Here is a 17,726-nt window from a genome sequence, read left to right on the forward strand (position 1 = left end):
GCAGCCGGTCATTCGGCGCGGATGTTGTTGGCGGCGATGACCGCCTGCCACTTGGCGCGGTCGCGCAGGATGATGCGCTGCATCTCCTCCACGCTGCCGCCGCGCGGCTGGTAGCCCAGTGAGACCAGCCGTTCGGCCACCTGCGGATCGGCGACGATGCGGTTGACCTCCTGGTTCAGCCGCATGATCGCCTCCCGCGGCATGGCGGCCGGTCCGGCGAGGCCGAACCAGTTGTCCGCGCTGAATTCCGGCAGGCCCGAGGCCGCGATGGTCGGCACGCCGGGCAGGACCGGGGAGGGCGGCGTGCTGGTGAAGGCGATGGCGCGGACGGCGCCGGAGCGGATATGCGGCAGGATCTCGGCCAGGTTGCCGAACATCATGTCCACCCGCCCGGCGATGATTTCCGCGATGGCCGGTGGTCCGCCGCGGAAGGGCACGTGCAGCATGCGGATGCCGGCCATGGTGCTGAATTGCGCCGCCCAGAGCTGGTAGGAACTGCCGACGCCGGAGGAGCCGTAGGTGAGCGCATCCGGATGCGCCCGGGCATGATCGATGACGTCCTGCAGGGTGTGGAATCCGGTCCGGTTGGCGACATAGAGCAGGTTGTCGAGACCGGCGATGACGACGATCTGCGCCAGATCCTTGTCGGGATCGAAGGTCAGGGTCACGCCCGGCATGACCATCGCGGTGCTGGCGATGCTCATCGTCTGCAGCAGCAGCGTATGGCCATCCGGCCGGGCAGCGGCAACCGCGGCGGCGGCGATCAGCCCATTGGCGCCGGTGCGGTTGTCCACCGACATCGGCTGGCCGAGGGCCTCACTCAGCTTGCCCGCGATCAGCCGCGCCAGGATGTCGGCGCCGCCGCCGGGCGGGAAGCCGTTCACCAGCATGATGGGCTGGCCTGGCCAGCGCTGCGCCATCGCCGGGCATGCCGCAAGCAGCGCCGCCAACAGCATGGCGGTGATCGGCCACGGATGGCGCATCCGGCTCCTCCCTTGATTGGGCGGGACCATCCAGGGCCTCGCCGGCTTGGCTGCATCGTGCCGCAAGGGCGTCGCCAGGCCAAGGCGACAGGCCGATGCCCGCGTCCCGTGCCGCCGCCATCCCCTGAAGCTCCGCGGCCCGCGCCAGCCTGGCCGTGCAATGGCGGAATGCCGCTGCGCCGCAGTCATGCCTGGCACAGCTCAGGCACTGGTCCAGCGCATCGGGCACGGTATCCACCAGGTGACGGCGGACGAATTCTTGGAAGAGGTTGGGCATGGCGCAATCCCCGCTCTGACACGGGCAGGGTGCCAAGGTGGGTGGCCGTCAGACTTGCGTTGGATCAATCGCGGGTACAGCACTGCGTGAACGGCCGCAGATACCGCATCGCATCTTCAGCCAGGATGGGTGGCTATCGCGCCACCTGCGCGATGGGGAAGGAGCGCAGATCCCGCTGGGCGGTGCGGAAGACCGCATCCTGATGATGCTGCTTCTCCCGCGCCAATTGCGGCACCCGCCGCATCACCCATTCGCCGAGGCCGAGGGCGCTGACCCGTCCCTCCGCATCCATCGCCGCCTTGCCCCGTAATCCTTCCCGCAGGGCATAGGCGAAGACGCCGTTGCGGTCGTCGTAGCTGTCGAGTGCCTCCTGCACGCTGCTGCTGGCGGCCAGCAGGAAGCGCCCGGTCTCGTTCCCCAGGGCGGAGAGCTGCTCCATCGTCAGCTGCCCGGCGTGGCAGGTATCCAGCAGGAGCACCGCATCCCGCGCCCGGATGCGGGCCAGCGCCGCCACCAGGGTGCTGTCGTCGATCCCCTGCGCCCGCAGCGCCGCCCAACCTGAGGTATCCCGGGTATCCTGCGGCAGGAAGAGGAAGCGGTTGTCCGGCTCCGTCCGGATACCGTGCCCGGCGATGTAGAGGATGAAGGTGTCGCCCGGCCCGGCCTCCTCCGCCGCCCTGGCCAGCGCATCCAGGACGCCACGCCGCGTCGCCTCGGCATTGCGCAGCAGGGTGATGCGGGTTTCGCGGAAGATCGTGCCGGCGCCGGCTCGCAGCAGTTCCGCCACCGCCTCGGCGTCGGGCACGGCAAAGCGCAGGTTCAGCTCCGGATTGGCGTAGTGATTCACGCCGATGGCCAGGACGAGCAGCCGCCCGGAATCGGGTGCCGGCTCCGGCTCCCCGGGCCGCCGCAGCGTCAGCATGGGGCCATCCGCGAACAGCACCCGGTCCTCGGCGTAGAGCCGGGTGACGACCCGGTTGGGGCCGGGGTCCAGCGGCACCTCGACCCTGCTCTCGCCCGGTACTGCCCGCGCGGCGATGCGGTCGTTCACCAGCACATCCAGTGGCCCGAGTCCCAGGCCGCGGTCGGTCACGGTGAAGCCCAGGCGCAGTGCCGTCGTCCCCTCCGGCAGGGCCCGCGCGTCCCAGGGCAGGGGCAGGCATTCCTCCGCCACCACGGCGCAGGCGGTGGCGCCGGTCAGCACCGGCAATTGGCCGATCCGTCCGCGCACCTCGCCAAGCTGCGCCATCCTCTCCCGTGCCGGGGCCTGGTCGCCGGCGATGCGCTGGTGCACGGCCCGTGGTGCGTAGAGTGCCCGGTAGGCCTGCTGGAAGCTGGCCCACTCGGTATTCTGTGCGCGGCCACGGTTCAGCAGCACCCCGACCAAGTCCTGCCCGCCATTCGGCGCATGGTCGAAGAGTCCCTCGGGCGTCCAGAGCACCCAGCGCCGCGTCTCGGCCTGGATGAACAGCGCGGCCTGTTCGACCAGGACGCCACCGGTGAAGCGATACCAGCGCAGGGTCCCATCGCCGAGCGCCGCAACCGCCACGTCGCCCGCGACCGTCACGCCCCAGACCGCGCCGGGCACGGCCAGCGCATCCGCCTGCCGCCCTGCCGCATCGAAAAGCCGCAGATGCGTATCGGTCCCGAGCAGGAAGCCATCCTCCCGCAGCAGGATCGCCAGGCTGCGCGCATACTCGCCCTCGCCGAGCCGCAGCGGAATCTGGCCGAGCTTCGGGCGATTCGAGTTGCGCCAATCCACCACCGGCAGCCGGCCACTGCCGGTGCGGGCCGCCAGGAAGCCCGCGCCATCGCCGCCCGGCTCCAGCCGGCCGGCCAGCGCATCGAAGACGATCGGTGCCTCGCCCGGCCGCAGGGTGACGCGCAGCCTGGTGCCTTCCTCGGTTGCGGCGAGGCTGAGGCCGGTCATACGGAAATCCGCCCCTGGTGGGCGGGGCGCGAAAGCCAGTGTCCCTTCGGGCGTGATCCGCCCCCAGCCGGGATCGGCCGCCGCATAGGCGATGCCACCGCCCGGCAGCGCCAGCAGATGGGCGATGGCGTCCCGGGCCGCCGGGATGTCCGTGGACGGGCCCAGGCCGAAGTCGCTCCAGCGCCGCACCACGAATTCGCGGCGCGCGGCCAATTCCGGGGATGCTTCGCCGCGTTGCACGGCGATCCCGCGCGCGGCTGCGGCAGTGGGAGGCGATGCCCCTGCCAGCCTCGCATAGCCGGCGGCATAAAGCTGCACGCCGCCCCGACCATCCGCGGCCCAGGCCACGGCCGGCAGGCCTTCACCGACCAGCCCCGCCGGATCCGGCAGCATCACGCTGCGAAGGTCGCCGGCGGCCAGCACCTCCACCCGCAGCCGGTCCTCGTAGCCCAGGGCCAGCAATGCGGCATCCGGCGACCAGGCGAGGCCGAAGGGTCGCGCACCCGGCAGTGGCACCTTGTCGGCCAGCTTGCGCCCGGCCGGGTCATAGACCCTGACATGCCCATCGGCGGAACTCGTCGCCAGCCGGCCGTCACGGTCGAAGGCCAGCATCCGCGCGGGTCCGCCATAGCCGGCATCCTCGAAGGCCAGCCGGCCGCCCCGCGTCTCCCAAACCTTGATCCCGGCCCGGCCGCCCAGCGCCGCCGCCAGCCGCAGCCCGTCCGCCGAGAAGGCCAGATGCTGCACCGGTGCCGCCAGGCCGGAGAGCCGCGCCTGCAGCCGGCCGCTGCGTGCGTCGTAGAGATAGAGGCAGAAGACGCCGTCCCATTCCCGCCCGGTGAAGCCCGCGGCGGCGACCCGGCTGCCATCCGGGCTCAGCGCGACGGCATAAAGCTCGCCATCCTCGCCAAGGCCTACCGGTGGTCGGATCACCAGGCGCTGCGTTCCCTCCGGCAGGTTCCACAGCCGCAGCGTTTTGTCGTCCGAGGCGCTGGCAAGCAGCTGGCCTGCGGCATCCACCGCCAGCCGCGCGACCGGCGCGGTATGGGCACCGGCCTCGATCCGCAGGAAAGGCTGCTGCGGTGGCTCGCCGGCCGGTTGCTGCGCCGCGGCCGCGGCGGCGACCATCAGCGCCAGCAGAAGCAGCAGCCGGGGCATCAGCTTGCCAGCTCGAAGCCCTGGCCCTGGGTCGCCTTCTCGGCATCCGAGACACTGGCGGAGAAATTATCCCGCCGGGCGATATTCGAGGCTGCCAGTTCGCGGAAGCTGCCACCGCCGTTGGTGCCATTGGCCGTCGCCGGCCGGCGTACCGGGAAGCTTGCCGCGGGCGCATAGCCGCGGATCCCGGTGGCGGTCTCGACCAGGGCGAAGCTGCCGGTCGCCGGCTTCACCGTGACCGGCTCATTGGCTGCGACGCGACCGATCTCGGGGGCGGTCGCCTCGGGCCGGATGCGCAGCGGCACCGGGGCACGGGTTCGGGCCTGCGTCGCCGGCGTCGCGGCGCGGGCTGCGACCTCCTGCTTCACCCCGGGCGAGACGGCCTCGATGGCGGTATCGAATTCGGCGCCCCGGGTGCCGATCTTCTCGTTGATCTGGCGGGCGACGGCGATGTCGCGCTGCGCCCGGCGGCGCAGCTCGCCCATCATCAGCTGGCCGGTCTGCGGCGTGATGCGGCCGCTGCGGACGTCCTGGCGGATCGCCTCCGCCGCCATCAGTCGGCAGTCGACGAGCTGGTTGAAGGCCAGCTGGGTTCGGTCGATCTGGGCATTCTCGCTGGCGAGGTCGCCGCCGATGGCCGCGCTCAGGCTGGCCTGGTCCTGCGCCTGCCGCTGCCGCGCGGCGTAATAGCCGCCCGCCGCACCGACGGCCCCGCCGGCCAGGATGCCGATGCCGGCGCCGATGGCGACATCGCGCCCGCGGCCGCCCGCTGCCAGCCCGACCAGGCCGCCCAATACGCCGCCGGTGGCGGCGCCGATCGCGGCCCCCCGCAGCATATCCTCCCCGTAGTAATTCCCGGTCGAGTCCAGCGCGACGAGTTGTGGCCGGCAGCCATCCAGCCCGTCATCGGCACCGATCCGGTCCGCCCGGCCGGCGCAGCCGGCCAGCAGGGCGAGCGTGGCGGTGACAGCGACCCCCTGGCGAAAGAGCACCGGCCGCCGCTTGGCAGGCGCGTGGGTTGTTGGACCAGGACGCAGAGAGGAAGGGACCATAGGCAAATCGTAACAGCGTGATATCGGCTGCGTCAGCAGGGCAGCGTCATCCAGGGCGCGCATTACTGGCCGGGCTCGTCACGTTTGCGCGTCTTTTGGCATCGGGGCGGCAGTAGGCGGGAATTGCCAGGGCCGCCTGGTTACGGGACCATGGCGCATGCTCAGACGCCTCCTGCTCGCCAGTCCACTGTTCCTGTCCGGCCCTGGCCGCAGCCAGGCCCAGTCCACCGCCGCCGCCTGGCCCAGCCGCCCGGTCCGGGTCATCGTGCCCTTTCCACCCGGTCAGGCCACCGACATCATGGCGCGGCTGATCGCCGAGCAGCTTGCCCAGCGCCTCGGCCAGCCCTTCGTCATCGACAATCGTGGCGGCGGTGCCTCCCTGCCGGGGATGGAGCTGATCGCCAAATCCATTCCCGATGGCCAGACCCTGGGCATGGCGAGTTCCGGTCCGCTCAGCATCAATCCGGCGGTCATGTCGAAGCTGCCCTACGACGTGGAGCGCGACTTCGTCCCCATCGCCCTGGTCTTCACCACGCCGCTGATCGCCGTGGTGCATCCGGGGGCGGGGTTCACCTCCCTCGCCGATCTGGTCGCCAAGGCCAAGGCAGCGCCCGGCCGGCTCGACTATGCCTCCGGCGGGCCGGGCAGTTCGCTGCACCTTGCGGCGGAGGCCTTCTGCCAGCAGGCCGGCATCACGCTGAACCACATCCCCTATCGCGGCAGCGCCCCGGCGATGACCGACCTGATCGCCGGCAATGTGAAGCTGATGTTCGACAGCCTGGCAGCGGCGCTGCCGCATATCCAGGGAGGTCGGGTGAAGGCGCTCGGCGTGACCTCCGCCCAGCGGATGCCGCAGGTGCCGGATCTGCCGACGGTGGCGGAAGCCGCCGGTCTGCCGGGCTTCGAGGTGCTCGGCTGGGCCGGGCTCATCGCTCCGGCCGGCACGCCTGCTCCCATCGTCGCCCGATTGGCGGAGGAGACCCTGGCCCTGGTCCGCACCGGCCCCTTGGCCACGCGGATCATCGAGCTGGGCGCCACCCCGGCCCCGCTGGGGCCGGAGGACTTCGGCGGCTTCATTCGCAGCGAGTTGGTGAAGCTGCGCGCGGTGGCCCAGGCGGCGGATGTCCACCTGGATTGATCGGCCGACGGCACTCGTCCGGGCAAAAAGAAGGCCCGCTAACCCAGGGGGTAGCGGGCCAAGTCAACAGGGAGGCTTCACGTCTGGGAGACGAAGGAGTTCAGGCCGAGACCTGAAACCCTTTTCCGACGAAGTGCGTCGGAACGAGGCTAAGCTTATGCCTCCTGCCGCTATGCAGCATTGATGAAACCTGCCGCCACCCATGCGCAGGTTGCATGAAACTAGTGGCCCGCCAATTCCGACACAAGAAAGTCGCGAAAGACCGAGACGCGCTTCGAATGCCGCATCTCTTCCGGATAGACGAAATAGGCATCCAGCCGTGGCGCCTTCAACTCCGGCAGCACCTGCAGCAGCCCATCCAGCTCCGCCCCCATGTAATCCGGCAGCGCTGCCAGCCCCAGGCCGCTTTGTACCGCCCGAAGCATGCCGGTGAGGCTATTGACCTCGACCGCCGCCCGCCGCACGGAGCCCTGGCGTCGGCCCGCCTCGGCGAGCCAATTCACCTCATCGATCGGGGGGCGGTGGTCACCCCAACAGATGATCCGATGTGCATCCAGCTCCTCGGCACGGGACGGGATGCCGGCACCCTTCAGATAGGCCGGTGCGCCGCAGACCCGCCAGCCGAAGCTGGCGAGATGGCGCTGGATCAGATCCGGCTGCTTCGGCGGATGCATGCGGATGGCGACATCCGCCTCCCGCATCGCCAGGTCCAGGTCGCTGTCGTCCAGCAGCAGCGTGACGCTGACATCCGGGTATAGGGCGAGAAAGCGCGACAGGCGCGGCGCCAGCCAGGTGCTGCCGAAACCGGTGGTGCTGGTCACCTTCAGCCGGCCGGCCGGGCGTTCCCGGCTTTCGGTCAGCAGGGCCTCGGTCATTGCCAGCTTGGCGAAAACCTCCCGCACCGTGCGATTCAGGGTCTCGCCGGGTTCGGTCAGGATCAAGCCGCGGGCATGGCGATGGAAGAGCGGCACCTGCAGGGCCTCCTCCAAGGCCTGGATCTGCCGGGACACGGCGGATTGGCTGAGGTTCAGCGTCTCCCCCGCATGGGTGAAGGAGCCTGCCTCGGCGACCGCGTGGAAGACGCGGAGCTTATCCCAGTCCAGCGGCATCCCTAGGTCCAGGCTTCGACGGCAGGCGCGTCCTGGGGCATATGCGCCAGCCATTTCTCGGCCTCGAGCGCTGCCATGCAGCCGGTGCCGGCGGCGGTCACCGCCTGCCGGTAGATCCGGTCCTGCACATCGCCGGCGGCAAAGACACCGGCGATGCTGGTGCGGGTACTGCCTGGCTCCGTCACGACATAGCCTTCCCCATCCATCCCGAGCTGGCCGCGGAAGAGCGCGGTGGCCGGGTCGTGCCCGATGGCGACGAAAACACCGTCCACCGCCAGTTCCCCGGCCTCACCGCTCCGGGCGTTGCGGGTGGCGATGGCGCGAACTGCGGGGAAGCGGCCCTCGGTGCCAAGCACTTCCTCCACCACCGTATCCCACAAAACGGTAACATTTGGCTTGGCAAAAAGCCGCTCCTGCAGGATTCGCTCGGCGCGGAAGGCATCCCGTCGATGCACAACGGTAACATGCTTGGCCAGGTTCGAAAGATACAGCGCTTCCTCCACCGCAGTATTGCCGCCACCGATTACGGCCACTGCCTTGTTGCGGAAGAAGAAACCGTCGCAGGTTGCGCAAGCGGAAACACCGAAGCCCGAAAGCGCCTGCTCCCCCTTGATACCGAGCCAGCGCGCCTGGGCCCCGGTGGCGATGATGAGCGAATCGGCCACATAGGCATCGCCGGAATCGCCGCTGGCGCGGATCGGCTTGGCGCTGAGGTCGATCCCGGTGACTACGTCCTGGATGATGGTGGCGCCGACATGTTCCGCCTGGGCCTTGAACTGGTCCATCAACCGGGGGCCTTGGATGGGAGCGGCGAAGCCCGGATAATTCTCGACATCGGTGGTGATGGTGAGCTGCCCGCCAGGCTGCATGCCTGCGACGAGGAGGGGCTTCAGCCCGGCCCGGGCGGCATAGATGGCGGCGGTATAGCCGGCAGGGCCGGCACCGAGGATAAGCAGGCGCGTACGGTGGGTGCTGGACACGGATCGGTTCCCGGCAGTCGGACAGGGTGGGGCATATTTGGCCCGGGCGATGCCGCCACAAGCTCAACTTTGCAAGCGTGAGGAGGATGACCTTCCATGCCTTGCGGAGGCGGCCTGCTGCAATGATATTGCGCCAAGAGCCAGATGACCGCAATGAATCACGGGACCATGACCATCGAGACCGAGACATCCCTTGACGAGGTGGACCGCCAGATCCTGGCCGAGTTGCAGGCGGATGGCCGGATGACGAATGTGGAACTCGCCCGGCGGGTCGGCCTTTCCGCCCCGCCCTGCCTGCGCCGGGTGCGCCGGCTGGAGGAGGAGCATATCATCCGCGGCTACCACGCGGACCTCGACCCGGTGGCGCTCGGCTACGAGATCACCTTCTTCGCGCTGGTCGGGCTCGAGAGCCAGAAGGATGCGGTGCTGCGCGCCTTCGAGCAGATGGTGCTCGCTTGGCCCGAGGTGCGCGAATGCCACATGATCCGCGGCGGTGGTGACTTCCTCTTGCGCCTGGTGGCGCGGGATACCGCGCATGAGAACGCGCTGACCTCCCGGCTGACCGCGGTGGAGGCGGTGGCGCGGGTGCAGACCCTGCAGACCATCCGCACCTCGAAAGACGAGGGCGGCGTTCCCGTAGCGGTCTAGCACCTTGTTCGCAAAGCGGTTTATGCTTTCGGAGTTGCCGCTTTCGCTTGAGGGATTGTTTGGCGGACTGCCAATCGACCCTAAGGAGCGTCTCCGCGTAACCGCGTAGCGGCCTGGCTGGCGCTGTCCTGGGCCATCGGTGGCGGCTGACCCGCAGCCTCGGTCGGAGAGCTGTCCTCCGGCCTGATCGATGGCGGCGACCGCAGCAGCCAAGGCCCGAGCGAAAGCGGCAGCTCCTCTTCAGCCGGCTGCACCGGTCCTGCGGCAGCCTCGGACGGGGCTGCCATGGCTTGGTGATGTGGTCGCAAGCCCTGCAGGAATTCAGGCCCGATTCGCGGAGCCGATTCTGCCCTGATCACGGCTTTCGGCTGCAAAGCGCCCAGGACCCGTGGCATCAGCTTTCGTGCCGACTCCCCCGGCGGGCGTGGCGGGGGCGGGCGTTGCGAGACAGGGCGTGGTGGCAGCGTGTCATCCGCCGGTGGCTGAGGCCTGGCGTCCTGTCGCGTCCCCCGATTGATCGACGCAAGCCGATCCCGGCCGGGCGCGCGTTGTGGGGCGGATGACGCCATCGCAGGCGGTGGCAATGGCCGTGGCGGCCGGACAAGGTGCAGCAGGCGCTTGGCCAGCGGTTGTGGTGGGTGTTCTGGCGGCACTGGCGGCGCGACGGGCGCTACCATTGGGGCCGCTACCGGACGTTGGGGCGCTTTCGAGGCAGCCTGATGCATTGCAGGCTCTGATGGGACTGCTGCCGGCCTTGGTGGCAGTCGCAGCAAGCCGAGCAATTTCGGCACCCAGGACTGCAGCGGCAGAGATGGCCCCCGTCCTTCACGCAGAGGCAAAGGCGCGAGGAAATCGGCGGCCCTTTGACGGGCTGGAGAAGCTGCCGCTGCAATGACCTTCCGTTCGGCCGGTCGCTCCACCGGTGTCGACGGCTCGGGTGTCCATGCTTCTGGCGTCGGCTGTTCCGGGATCACCTCAGGCTCGGATGTCTCCGGTACCTCGGCTTCGACCCGGTGAGCGCGTGCTTCCGGCTCCAGACCTGGCGACTGAGGTGTTGGGCGGGGATAGCGCAGGCTGGGGCGCGGCCGGAGCTGAGGCAGGGCAGGGGACTCCGGCGGGGCCTCCGCCCCTCGTTTTGCAAGCAGTGCGCCCAGCAGATCCGGCACCCGCTTCGGTCGGGACCGACCATGGCTTGGTGTCTGCGGTTCGACCTGGAAAGCCGCGAGGTCAGGGAGGGGTGCCGCGGCCTGCGGCCCGGGCTCAACCGGTGCCTTCACGGCCCGTGCCAACGGCTTGGTGGGTGCCCCAGGCTGCGGTCGCCAGGGCCATATCTCGGCAAGGAGTCCAGTACCCGGCTCACCGGCCGCCATTGCCCGCCGCTGCGAAGGGGTAAGACGGCGTGGCGGCGTGGCGGGGGCTGGTGACGGCTCCTCAGCCACGGGGGATGCGGGCTGTTCGATCTGGGCCGCCGCGTGTGGCTCGGGCCGTTTCGGAAACTGCCGCCGCTGCGATGGCGCTGGCAGGAGGTCCAAGGCGGCTTCCGCGGCCCGTGACGCCTGGTGATCCAGGGGCTCCGGTACGGCCGGCTGCATCACCTCAGCCACGATCGGATCCGCCCGGCGGGGAAACCGGCGAGGCGGGGGCGCTGCCGCCTCAGCATCTCCACGTCGGTCAAGGTGTCCGACACTTTCTGCAGCTGCGCTGGCGAATTTCGGCAATTCCCGTTGCAGCGCAGCAGCGGCCCGGCGACGCCGTGCCGCGGCTGCGCTGCCGAGTTGCAGCGCAGCCGCGGCATCCTCATCAAGCTCGTCCGACGGTGGAACCGACCGACTCCAAATCGCCATTCGCAACGACCTTATTTTGATATCAGGCCGGAGTGCTGCTGATTGATGAGATAAAAACAGAAATTGACACGCATAATCTACGTGCGAAATCGTTTCGACTCAAGCGAAATCGCTCGATGAGGCTCTAGCCGCGGCGAACGATGTAATGACCTGCTTCCAGGGCGGCGACGATGGCATTGCCTTGCACCGTGTCACGCACTTCGATCATCAATTCCAGCTCCGCGCTTTGCACCGATGGTGCGGCGAAAAGCCGTTGATGGCTGACCTCGATGACATTGCCACCCGCTGCCGCCACCCGCATGGCGATATCCGCCAATACGCCGGGCCGGTCGGGAATATCCAGGTGCAGCCTCAGGATCCGGCCATCCCGCAGCAGGTTGCGCAACAGCACGTTGGCCAGGATGCGGGCATCGATATTGCCGCCACAGATGACGGTGCCGGTGGCGAGCCCGGCGAAGCGTTCGGGGAAGGCCAGGATGGCGGCAAGGCCGGCGGCGCCCGCGCCTTCCGCCACCAGCTTGGCGCCTTCCGCCAGCAGAGCAATGGCCTGTTCCACCGCGCGTTCCGGCACCACCAGCACTTCGATGCCAAGGCGCCGGAGCTGGCTGAGCGGTACTTCGCCGACGTCGCGGACGGCGATGCCCTCGGCGATGGTGGGCCCGCCGACCGAAACCGGCTGTCCGGCCAGTCGCTGGGCCATGGCCGGATAGCCCTCGACCTCGACACCGAAGACAGTGATTTCGGGGCGGAGTTCGCGGATCGCCCCGGCACAGCCCGCCAGCATGCCGCCGCCGCCTACCGGGAAGATCGCGGCCTCCAGGGCAGGGGCGTCTTCCAGCATCTCCAGTGCCAGCGTGCCCTGGCCGGCGATCACGGCGGGGTCGTCATAGGGGTGGATGAAGGTGAACCCTTCGGCCGATGCCAGGCGATGGGCATGGGCGGCCGATTCAGCCAGCGTCTCGCCATGCAGAACCACGCGGGCGCCCCAGGATTCGGTGCGGACCACTTTGGTCACCGGGGTGAAGCGCGGCATGACGATGGTGGCGGCGATCCCGGCCAATGAGGCATGACGCGCCACCGCCTGCGCATGGTTGCCGGCCGACATGGCGATGACGCCCGCGGCCCTTTCCCCTGCCGTCAGCAGTGCGATGCGATTGGCGGCACCGCGTTCCTTGAAGGCGCCGGTCGCCTGAAGATTATCGAGCTTAAGGAAGACGCGGGCACCGGTCGCGCGGGAGACGGCATCGGCTTCGATGGTCGGCGTGCGCAATACGGCACCCTTGATCCGCTGCGCCGCGGCGCGGACATCGGCAAGGGTGACGGCGTTGTCCGGGGACCTTGGGGGAAGATGGGTCATTGCAGCGCCATAGCGTGCCGGCCTGCCCATGGCGACCCTGTCGTGCAAAGCGTCCCGCCTTGGCGTGACGCAGCCCTCATATCGGACTTGAGAGGCCGGCCCGATGGGCCGGCCCTCGGTCGACCTCAGGTATAGCGGACGCCGGTGATCTCATAGGCGCGGGCACCGCCGGGCGCCGGCACTTCCACGCTGTCCCCGACCTTCTTGCCGATCAGCGCCTTGGCAAGCGGCGAGGAAATCGAGATCGAATGGACCTTCATATCGGCTTCGTAGGCGCCGACGATGCGATAGGTCTTCGGCTCCTCCGTTTCCTCGTCCACCACCGTGACCCGGGCACCGAATTTCACCTGATCGCCAGACAGCTTGGAGACGTCGATCACCTCGACGGCCGGAATGATGGTTTCGAGCTCGGCAATGCGGCCCTCGATGAAGGACTGGCGTTCCCGTGCGGCATGGTATTCGGCGTTTTCGGAAAGGTCGCCATGTGCCCGTGCCTCGGCGATCGCGCGGATGACCGCGGGACGCTCCTCAGCGCGTAGCACCTTCAGCTCTTCTTCCAGTCTCGCCAGACCTTCCGCGGTCATGGGGAACTTCTGCACGGCTAGCCCTTCCCTTGAGCATATCGAATGCGGAGTGTGCGCGGTCCGCCGCCGCAAAGGCGAATAAAAACGTCACGGCTGGCGCGGCATCGCCCGGATGGGCCATGCCGCAGATAGCGAGACCAAACACAAAGACCCGGCCGGCGGTTCCGGCCCGCCCGCCACCCCAGAGCAAGGTGGCAGACGCAGCATGCTGGAATCCGCGGCCGGGGTCAGAAAGAACGGTTAAAGTAGGACTGCAGAGGGGCGACATCAAGGGTGCCGGCCCGCAGAGCGGCAATGGCATGCACCGCTGCCCGGGCGCCGGCCGCGGTGGTGTAATGCGGCACGCCCTGGGTCAGGGCGGAACGGCGGATGTCGAAACTATCCGCGACGGACTGGCCGCCGCCGGTCGTATTGATGACGAGCTGGATGTCACCGGATTTGATGCTGTCCACGCAATGCGGCCGGCCTTCCAGCACCTTGTTCACCACCTGACATGTCAGGCCGGCGTCCCGGATCCGCGATGCCGTGCCGCGGGTCGCCAGGACGGTGAAGCCCATCTCGGTCAGCCGGCGCGCCAGCACCACCGCCGCCGCCTTGTCGCTGTCCTTGACCGAAAGGAAGACCGTGCCGGCCAGCGGCAGCTTCACCCCGGCGCCGAGCTGCGCCTTGGCGAAGGCACGCTCGAAGCTGCTGTCCAGCCCCATGACCTCGCCGGTGGACTTCATCTCCGGGCCGAGGATGACATCCACATGGGGAAAGCGGTTGAAGGGGAAGACCGCCTCCTTCACCGCGACATGCCGGTTGATGGCGCTGTCGTCGAGGTCGAAGGTGCCGAGCCGGCGGCCGGCCATGACCAGGGCGCCGATCTTGGCCACCGGCACGCCGGTCGCCTTGGCGACGAAGGGCACGGTGCGGGAGGCGCGGGGATTCACCTCGAGGACGAAGATCTCGTTGTCCTTGACCGCGTATTGAACATTCATCAGGCCCTTGACCTTCAGGGCCTTGGCCATCGCCTCGGTTTCCGCCTTCAGCTCCGTCACGATGGCGGGCGGCAGCGAGTAGGGCGGCAGGGAGCATGCGCTGTCGCCAGAATGGATTCCGGCTTCCTCGATATGCTCCATGACGCCGGCCACATAGACCGTGCCATCCTCATCGGCGACGCAATCCACATCCACCTCGATGGCATCGGCCAGGTACTGGTCGATCAGGATCGGGTTCTCGCCCGAGACCTTCACCGCCTCCAGGCCGAAGCGCATGAGCTGCTCGCGGTTCCAGGCGATCTCCATGGCGCGGCCGCCGAGGACGTAGCTGGGCCGCACCACGACCGGATAGCCGATGCGCTCGGCCTCCACCGCCGCCTCATCCAGGGTGCGGGCGGTGCCGTTCTGCGGCTGGCGCAGGCCGAGGCCCTTCAGCAGATGCTGGAAGCGCTCGCGGTCCTCGGCGATATCGATGGCCTCCGCCGAGGTGCCGAGGATCGGCACCCCGGCGCGGTGCAGCGCCTGGGAGAGCTTCAGCGGCGTCTGCCCGCCGTATTGCACGATGCAGCCGAGCAGCGTGCCCTTGGTCTGTTCCTTGCGGATGAGGGAAAGCACGTCCTCCGCCGTCAGCGGCTCGAAATAGAGCCGATCGGACGTATCGTAGTCGGTGCTGACCGTTTCCGGGTTGCAGTTGACCATGATGGTCTCGAAGCCCGCTTCCTTCAGCGCGTAGCAGGCATGGACGCAGCAGTAGTCGAATTCGATGCCCTGGCCGATCCGGTTCGGGCCGCCGCCGAGGATGATGATCTTGTTGCGGTCGGTCGGACGGCTCTCGCAATCCGGCACGCCGAAGCTGCCTTCGTAGGTGCTGTACATATACGGCGTGTCGGACGCGAATTCGCCGGCGCAGGTATCGATGCGCTTGAAGACGGGCTGCACGTCCAGGGCCAGCCGCTGTGCCTCCACCGCCGTCTCCGGGACGGCCGCGAGCTGCGCCAGGCGCTTGTCCGAGAAGCCGAGCGCCTTCAGCGCCCGCATCGCATTGGCCGTCTTCGGCAGGCCTCCCGCCTGCACCACGCGCTCGGCGGCCACGATCTTCTCGACCTCGCGCAGGAACCAGGGGTCGAAGCGGGTCGCCGCGGCGATCTCCTCGACGGTCATGCCGGCCCGCATGGCTTGCGCCGCCATGACGATGCGGTCGGGGCAGGGGGTGGCCAGCGCCGCGTGGAAGGCCTGGTGGCTGCCGTCGCCGGGGGCGGGGATCTCATCGAGGCCGGAGAGGCCCGTCTCCAGGCTGCGCAGGCCCTTCTGCAGGGCCTCGGCGAAGGAACGGCCGATGGCCATGGCCTCGCCCACCGACTTCATGCTGGTGGTCAGGGTCGCCGGGGTGCCGGGGAATTTCTCGAAGGTGAAGCGGGGGATCTTCACCACGACATAATCGATCGTCGGCTCGAAGCTGGCCGGCGTCACCATGGTGATGTCATTGGTGAGCTCATCCAGCGTGTAGCCGACGGCGAGCTTGGCGGCGACCTTGGCGATCGGGAAGCCGGTCGCCTTGGAGGCCAGGGCGCTGCTACGGCTGACGCGCGGGTTCATCTCGATGACCACCATGCGGCCATCGACCGGGTTGATGCCGAACTGCACGTTGGAGCCGCCGGTATCGACGCCGATTTCCCGCAGGCAGGCGATGCTGGCATCGCGCATCCGCTGGTATTCCTTGTCCGTCAGGGTCAAGGCCGGGGCGATGGTGACGCTGTCGCCGGTATGGACGCCCATGGCGTCCAGGTTCTCGATCGAGCAGATGATGATGCAGTTGTCCGCGGTGTCGCGGACCACCTCCATCTCGTACTCCTTCCAGCCGAGCACGCTTTCCTCGACCAACACTTCGGTGGTCATCGAGGCATCGAGGCCGGAGGCGACGATCTGCTCAAATTCCTCGCGGTTGTAGGCGATGCCGCCGCCGGTGCCGCCGAGGGTGAAGCTGGGGCGGATGACGCAGGGAAGCTTGACCAGCTCGAGCGCGGCGCGGGCCTCGTCCATCGTGTGGGCGACGGCGGATTTCGGGCTCTCGATGCCGATCTTGGTCATGGCATCGCGGAATTTCAGCCGATCCTCGGCCTTGTCGATGACCTCTGCCTTGGCGCCGATCAGCTCGCAGCCGTATTTCGCCAGGGTGCCGGCCTCGGCCAGCTTGAGCGAGGTGTTCAGCGCGGTCTGCCCGCCCATGGTCGGCAGCAGCGCGTCGGGGCGTTCCTTGGCGATGATCTTCTCGACCATCTCGACGGTGATCGGCTCGATGTAGGTGGCGTCCGCCAGGCCCGGGTCGGTCATGATCGTCGCCGGGTTCGAGTTCACCAGGATGACGCGGTAGCCCTCGGCCCGGAGCGCCTTGCAGGCCTGGGCGCCGGAATAGTCGAACTCGCAGGCCTGGCCGATGACGATCGGGCCGGCGCCGATGATGAGGATGGACTTGATGTCGGTGCGTTTCGGCATGGGGAGCTCCAGGTCAGGCGGCGCGGCGGGGGAGGGCGGCCCAGGCGAGCAGGGCCAGCAGGATGGGCAGGTGCAGCGCGAGCTGCAGCGGGGCGGCGAAGAGCATTGCGTCGATGGCGGCGCGCGGCGCGACGGCGATGCCGATGGCGAGCGAGGCCAGCACGAGCTGGGCGACCAGCGAGACGGCCGGGCCCAGCAGCGCCGCCAGCAGCCGCGGCCGGCCGCGCCGGCGCAGCGCGACGCAGGCGAGCAGCGACAGCAGCGTGCCGATCAGCCCGGTGATCAGCGCCGAGTGCAGGATCATGGCCGCTGGTACCGGGCGGCCAGCAGCAGGACCGGCACGAAGAGCAGGTGCGGCAGCAGCCAGAACAGGCTGAGGGTGAACCAGCGGTCCTGTTCGGTGCCGAGGAAGGTGCTCGCGGTATGCACCACCGCCGAGATGGCGAAGGCGACCAGCACCGCCCGCGGTGCCGGCATGACCTTCCGCAACGCATGCGCGAGCGTCGCCAGCACCAGGCCGGAATAGGCGAGGGCAAGGATGACGAGGGCGGGGAAGGGCATCAGGCCCGGCTCTCCGTCGCCAGCTTCAGCGCCAGCAGCCCGAGCGCGGCGCCGAGCACCCAGCGCTGCGCCGCCATCCAGCCCGGGCGGGTGCCGAGGAAGCGGGCGGTGCCGGCGGCGCCCCAGACCAGGACGGCGTCGAAGGCCGTGCAGATGGCGATCTGCACCGCACCGAGGATGGCCGCCTGGAGAAAGGGCGAGCCGCGCGCCGGGTCGAGGAAGGGCGGCAGCACCGCCATGTAGAACAGCGCCACCTTGGGGTTCAGCGCGGCGGTGGCGGCGCCGACCGCGAACAGCCGCCCGGCCGGCTCGCGCGGCATCGCCCGCGGCGCAAACAGCGGTTGGCCGCCGGTACGTACGCATTGCCAGGCGAGGAACAGCAGATAGGCCGCGCCGCCCAGCCGCAGGATGTCCCAGGCATGGGGGATGGCGAGCAGCGCCGCGGTGATGCCGGCCGCCGCCGCCAGCATGATGGTGAGCGAGCCCGCCTGGCAGCCGAGCAGCGAGACCATCCCCGCCCCGGTCCCCTGCGCCAGCGAGCGGGAGACGAGGTAGAGCATGTTCGGCCCCGGCGTCAGGGCGAGGCCGAGCGACAGGGCAGCGAAGACCAGCAGGGCGTCGACGGTGGGCAC

General features: G+C 69.0%; 13 protein-coding genes. 2 read left to right on the plus strand and 11 right to left on the minus strand.

Annotated elements, in window-relative coordinates; all coding sequences use genetic code 11:
- Window positions 1-8: 8 nt before the first annotated feature.
- The 3 genes from AC0IW9_RS01305 to AC0IW9_RS01315 form a co-directional block, all read right to left on the minus strand.
- Window positions 9-983, minus strand: a complete 975-nt coding sequence (locus AC0IW9_RS01305; protein ID WP_471646395.1) for a tripartite tricarboxylate transporter substrate-binding protein — start codon at window positions 981-983, stop codon at window positions 9-11.
- Window positions 984-1,393: 410 nt separating this feature from the next.
- On the minus strand, window positions 1,394-4,348 hold the full coding sequence (locus AC0IW9_RS01310) for a caspase family protein (RefSeq protein ID WP_471646396.1): 2,955 nt from the start codon (window positions 4,346-4,348) through the stop codon (window positions 1,394-1,396).
- Complete coding sequence (locus tag AC0IW9_RS01315; RefSeq protein ID WP_471646397.1) at window positions 4,348-5,340, minus strand: SH3 domain-containing protein; 993 nt, start codon at window positions 5,338-5,340, stop codon at window positions 4,348-4,350. Before AC0IW9_RS01315 ends, AC0IW9_RS01310 begins: the two co-directional genes overlap by 1 nt.
- Window positions 5,341-5,557: 217 nt before the next feature.
- On the opposite strand from AC0IW9_RS01315, the gene AC0IW9_RS01320 reads away from it, so the two are divergent.
- Window positions 5,558-6,538 (plus strand): Bug family tripartite tricarboxylate transporter substrate binding protein, encoded by a 981-nt coding sequence (locus AC0IW9_RS01320; RefSeq protein ID WP_471646398.1) that lies wholly within the window; start codon window positions 5,558-5,560, stop codon window positions 6,536-6,538.
- 221 nt (window positions 6,539-6,759) lie between these two features.
- Here the strand turns inward: AC0IW9_RS01320 and AC0IW9_RS01325 are convergent, their stop codons facing one another.
- Window positions 6,760-7,641 carry a LysR family transcriptional regulator gene (locus tag AC0IW9_RS01325; RefSeq protein WP_471646468.1) on the minus strand — a complete coding sequence of 294 codons (882 nt, stop codon included), beginning with the start codon at window positions 7,639-7,641 and terminating at the stop codon, window positions 6,760-6,762.
- Window positions 7,642-7,649: 8 nt separating this feature from the next.
- Window positions 7,650-8,627 carry a thioredoxin-disulfide reductase gene (gene trxB / locus AC0IW9_RS01330; RefSeq protein ID WP_471646399.1) on the minus strand — a complete coding sequence of 326 codons (978 nt, stop codon included), beginning with the start codon at window positions 8,625-8,627 and terminating at the stop codon, window positions 7,650-7,652.
- 168 nt (window positions 8,628-8,795) lie between these two features.
- Between trxB and AC0IW9_RS01335 the strand changes: the two genes are divergently transcribed.
- Window positions 8,796-9,275 carry an Lrp/AsnC family transcriptional regulator gene (locus tag AC0IW9_RS01335; RefSeq protein WP_471646400.1) on the plus strand — a complete coding sequence of 160 codons (480 nt, stop codon included), beginning with the start codon at window positions 8,796-8,798 and terminating at the stop codon, window positions 9,273-9,275.
- Window positions 9,276-11,243: 1,968 nt separating this feature from the next.
- Here the strand turns inward: AC0IW9_RS01335 and AC0IW9_RS01340 are convergent.
- From AC0IW9_RS01340 to AC0IW9_RS01365, 6 genes are all read right to left on the minus strand, one after another.
- On the minus strand, window positions 11,244-12,476 hold the full coding sequence (locus tag AC0IW9_RS01340) for a threonine ammonia-lyase (protein ID WP_471646401.1): 1,233 nt from the start codon (window positions 12,474-12,476) through the stop codon (window positions 11,244-11,246).
- A 125-nt stretch (window positions 12,477-12,601) separates the two neighbouring features.
- A complete protein-coding gene (gene greA / locus AC0IW9_RS01345; protein WP_290318916.1) occupies window positions 12,602-13,075 on the minus strand; it encodes a transcription elongation factor GreA in 474 nt (157 codons plus the stop codon).
- Between the two features lie 212 nt (window positions 13,076-13,287).
- A complete protein-coding gene (gene carB / locus AC0IW9_RS01350) occupies window positions 13,288-16,533 on the minus strand; it encodes a carbamoyl-phosphate synthase large subunit (protein WP_471646402.1) in 3,246 nt (1,081 codons plus the stop codon).
- Between the two features lie 13 nt (window positions 16,534-16,546).
- A complete protein-coding gene (locus tag AC0IW9_RS01355; protein ID WP_471646403.1) occupies window positions 16,547-16,837 on the minus strand; it encodes a hypothetical protein in 291 nt (96 codons plus the stop codon).
- Complete coding sequence (locus AC0IW9_RS01360; RefSeq protein WP_471646404.1) at window positions 16,834-17,094, minus strand: hypothetical protein; 261 nt, start codon at window positions 17,092-17,094, stop codon at window positions 16,834-16,836. Before AC0IW9_RS01360 ends, AC0IW9_RS01355 begins: the two co-directional genes overlap by 4 nt.
- Window positions 17,094-17,726, minus strand: coding sequence for a LysE family translocator (locus AC0IW9_RS01365; RefSeq protein WP_471646405.1), 633 nt, complete (start codon window positions 17,724-17,726; stop codon window positions 17,094-17,096). Before AC0IW9_RS01365 ends, AC0IW9_RS01360 begins: the two co-directional genes overlap by 1 nt.

It is taken from the genome of Belnapia sp. AC561 (assembly GCF_979252845.1).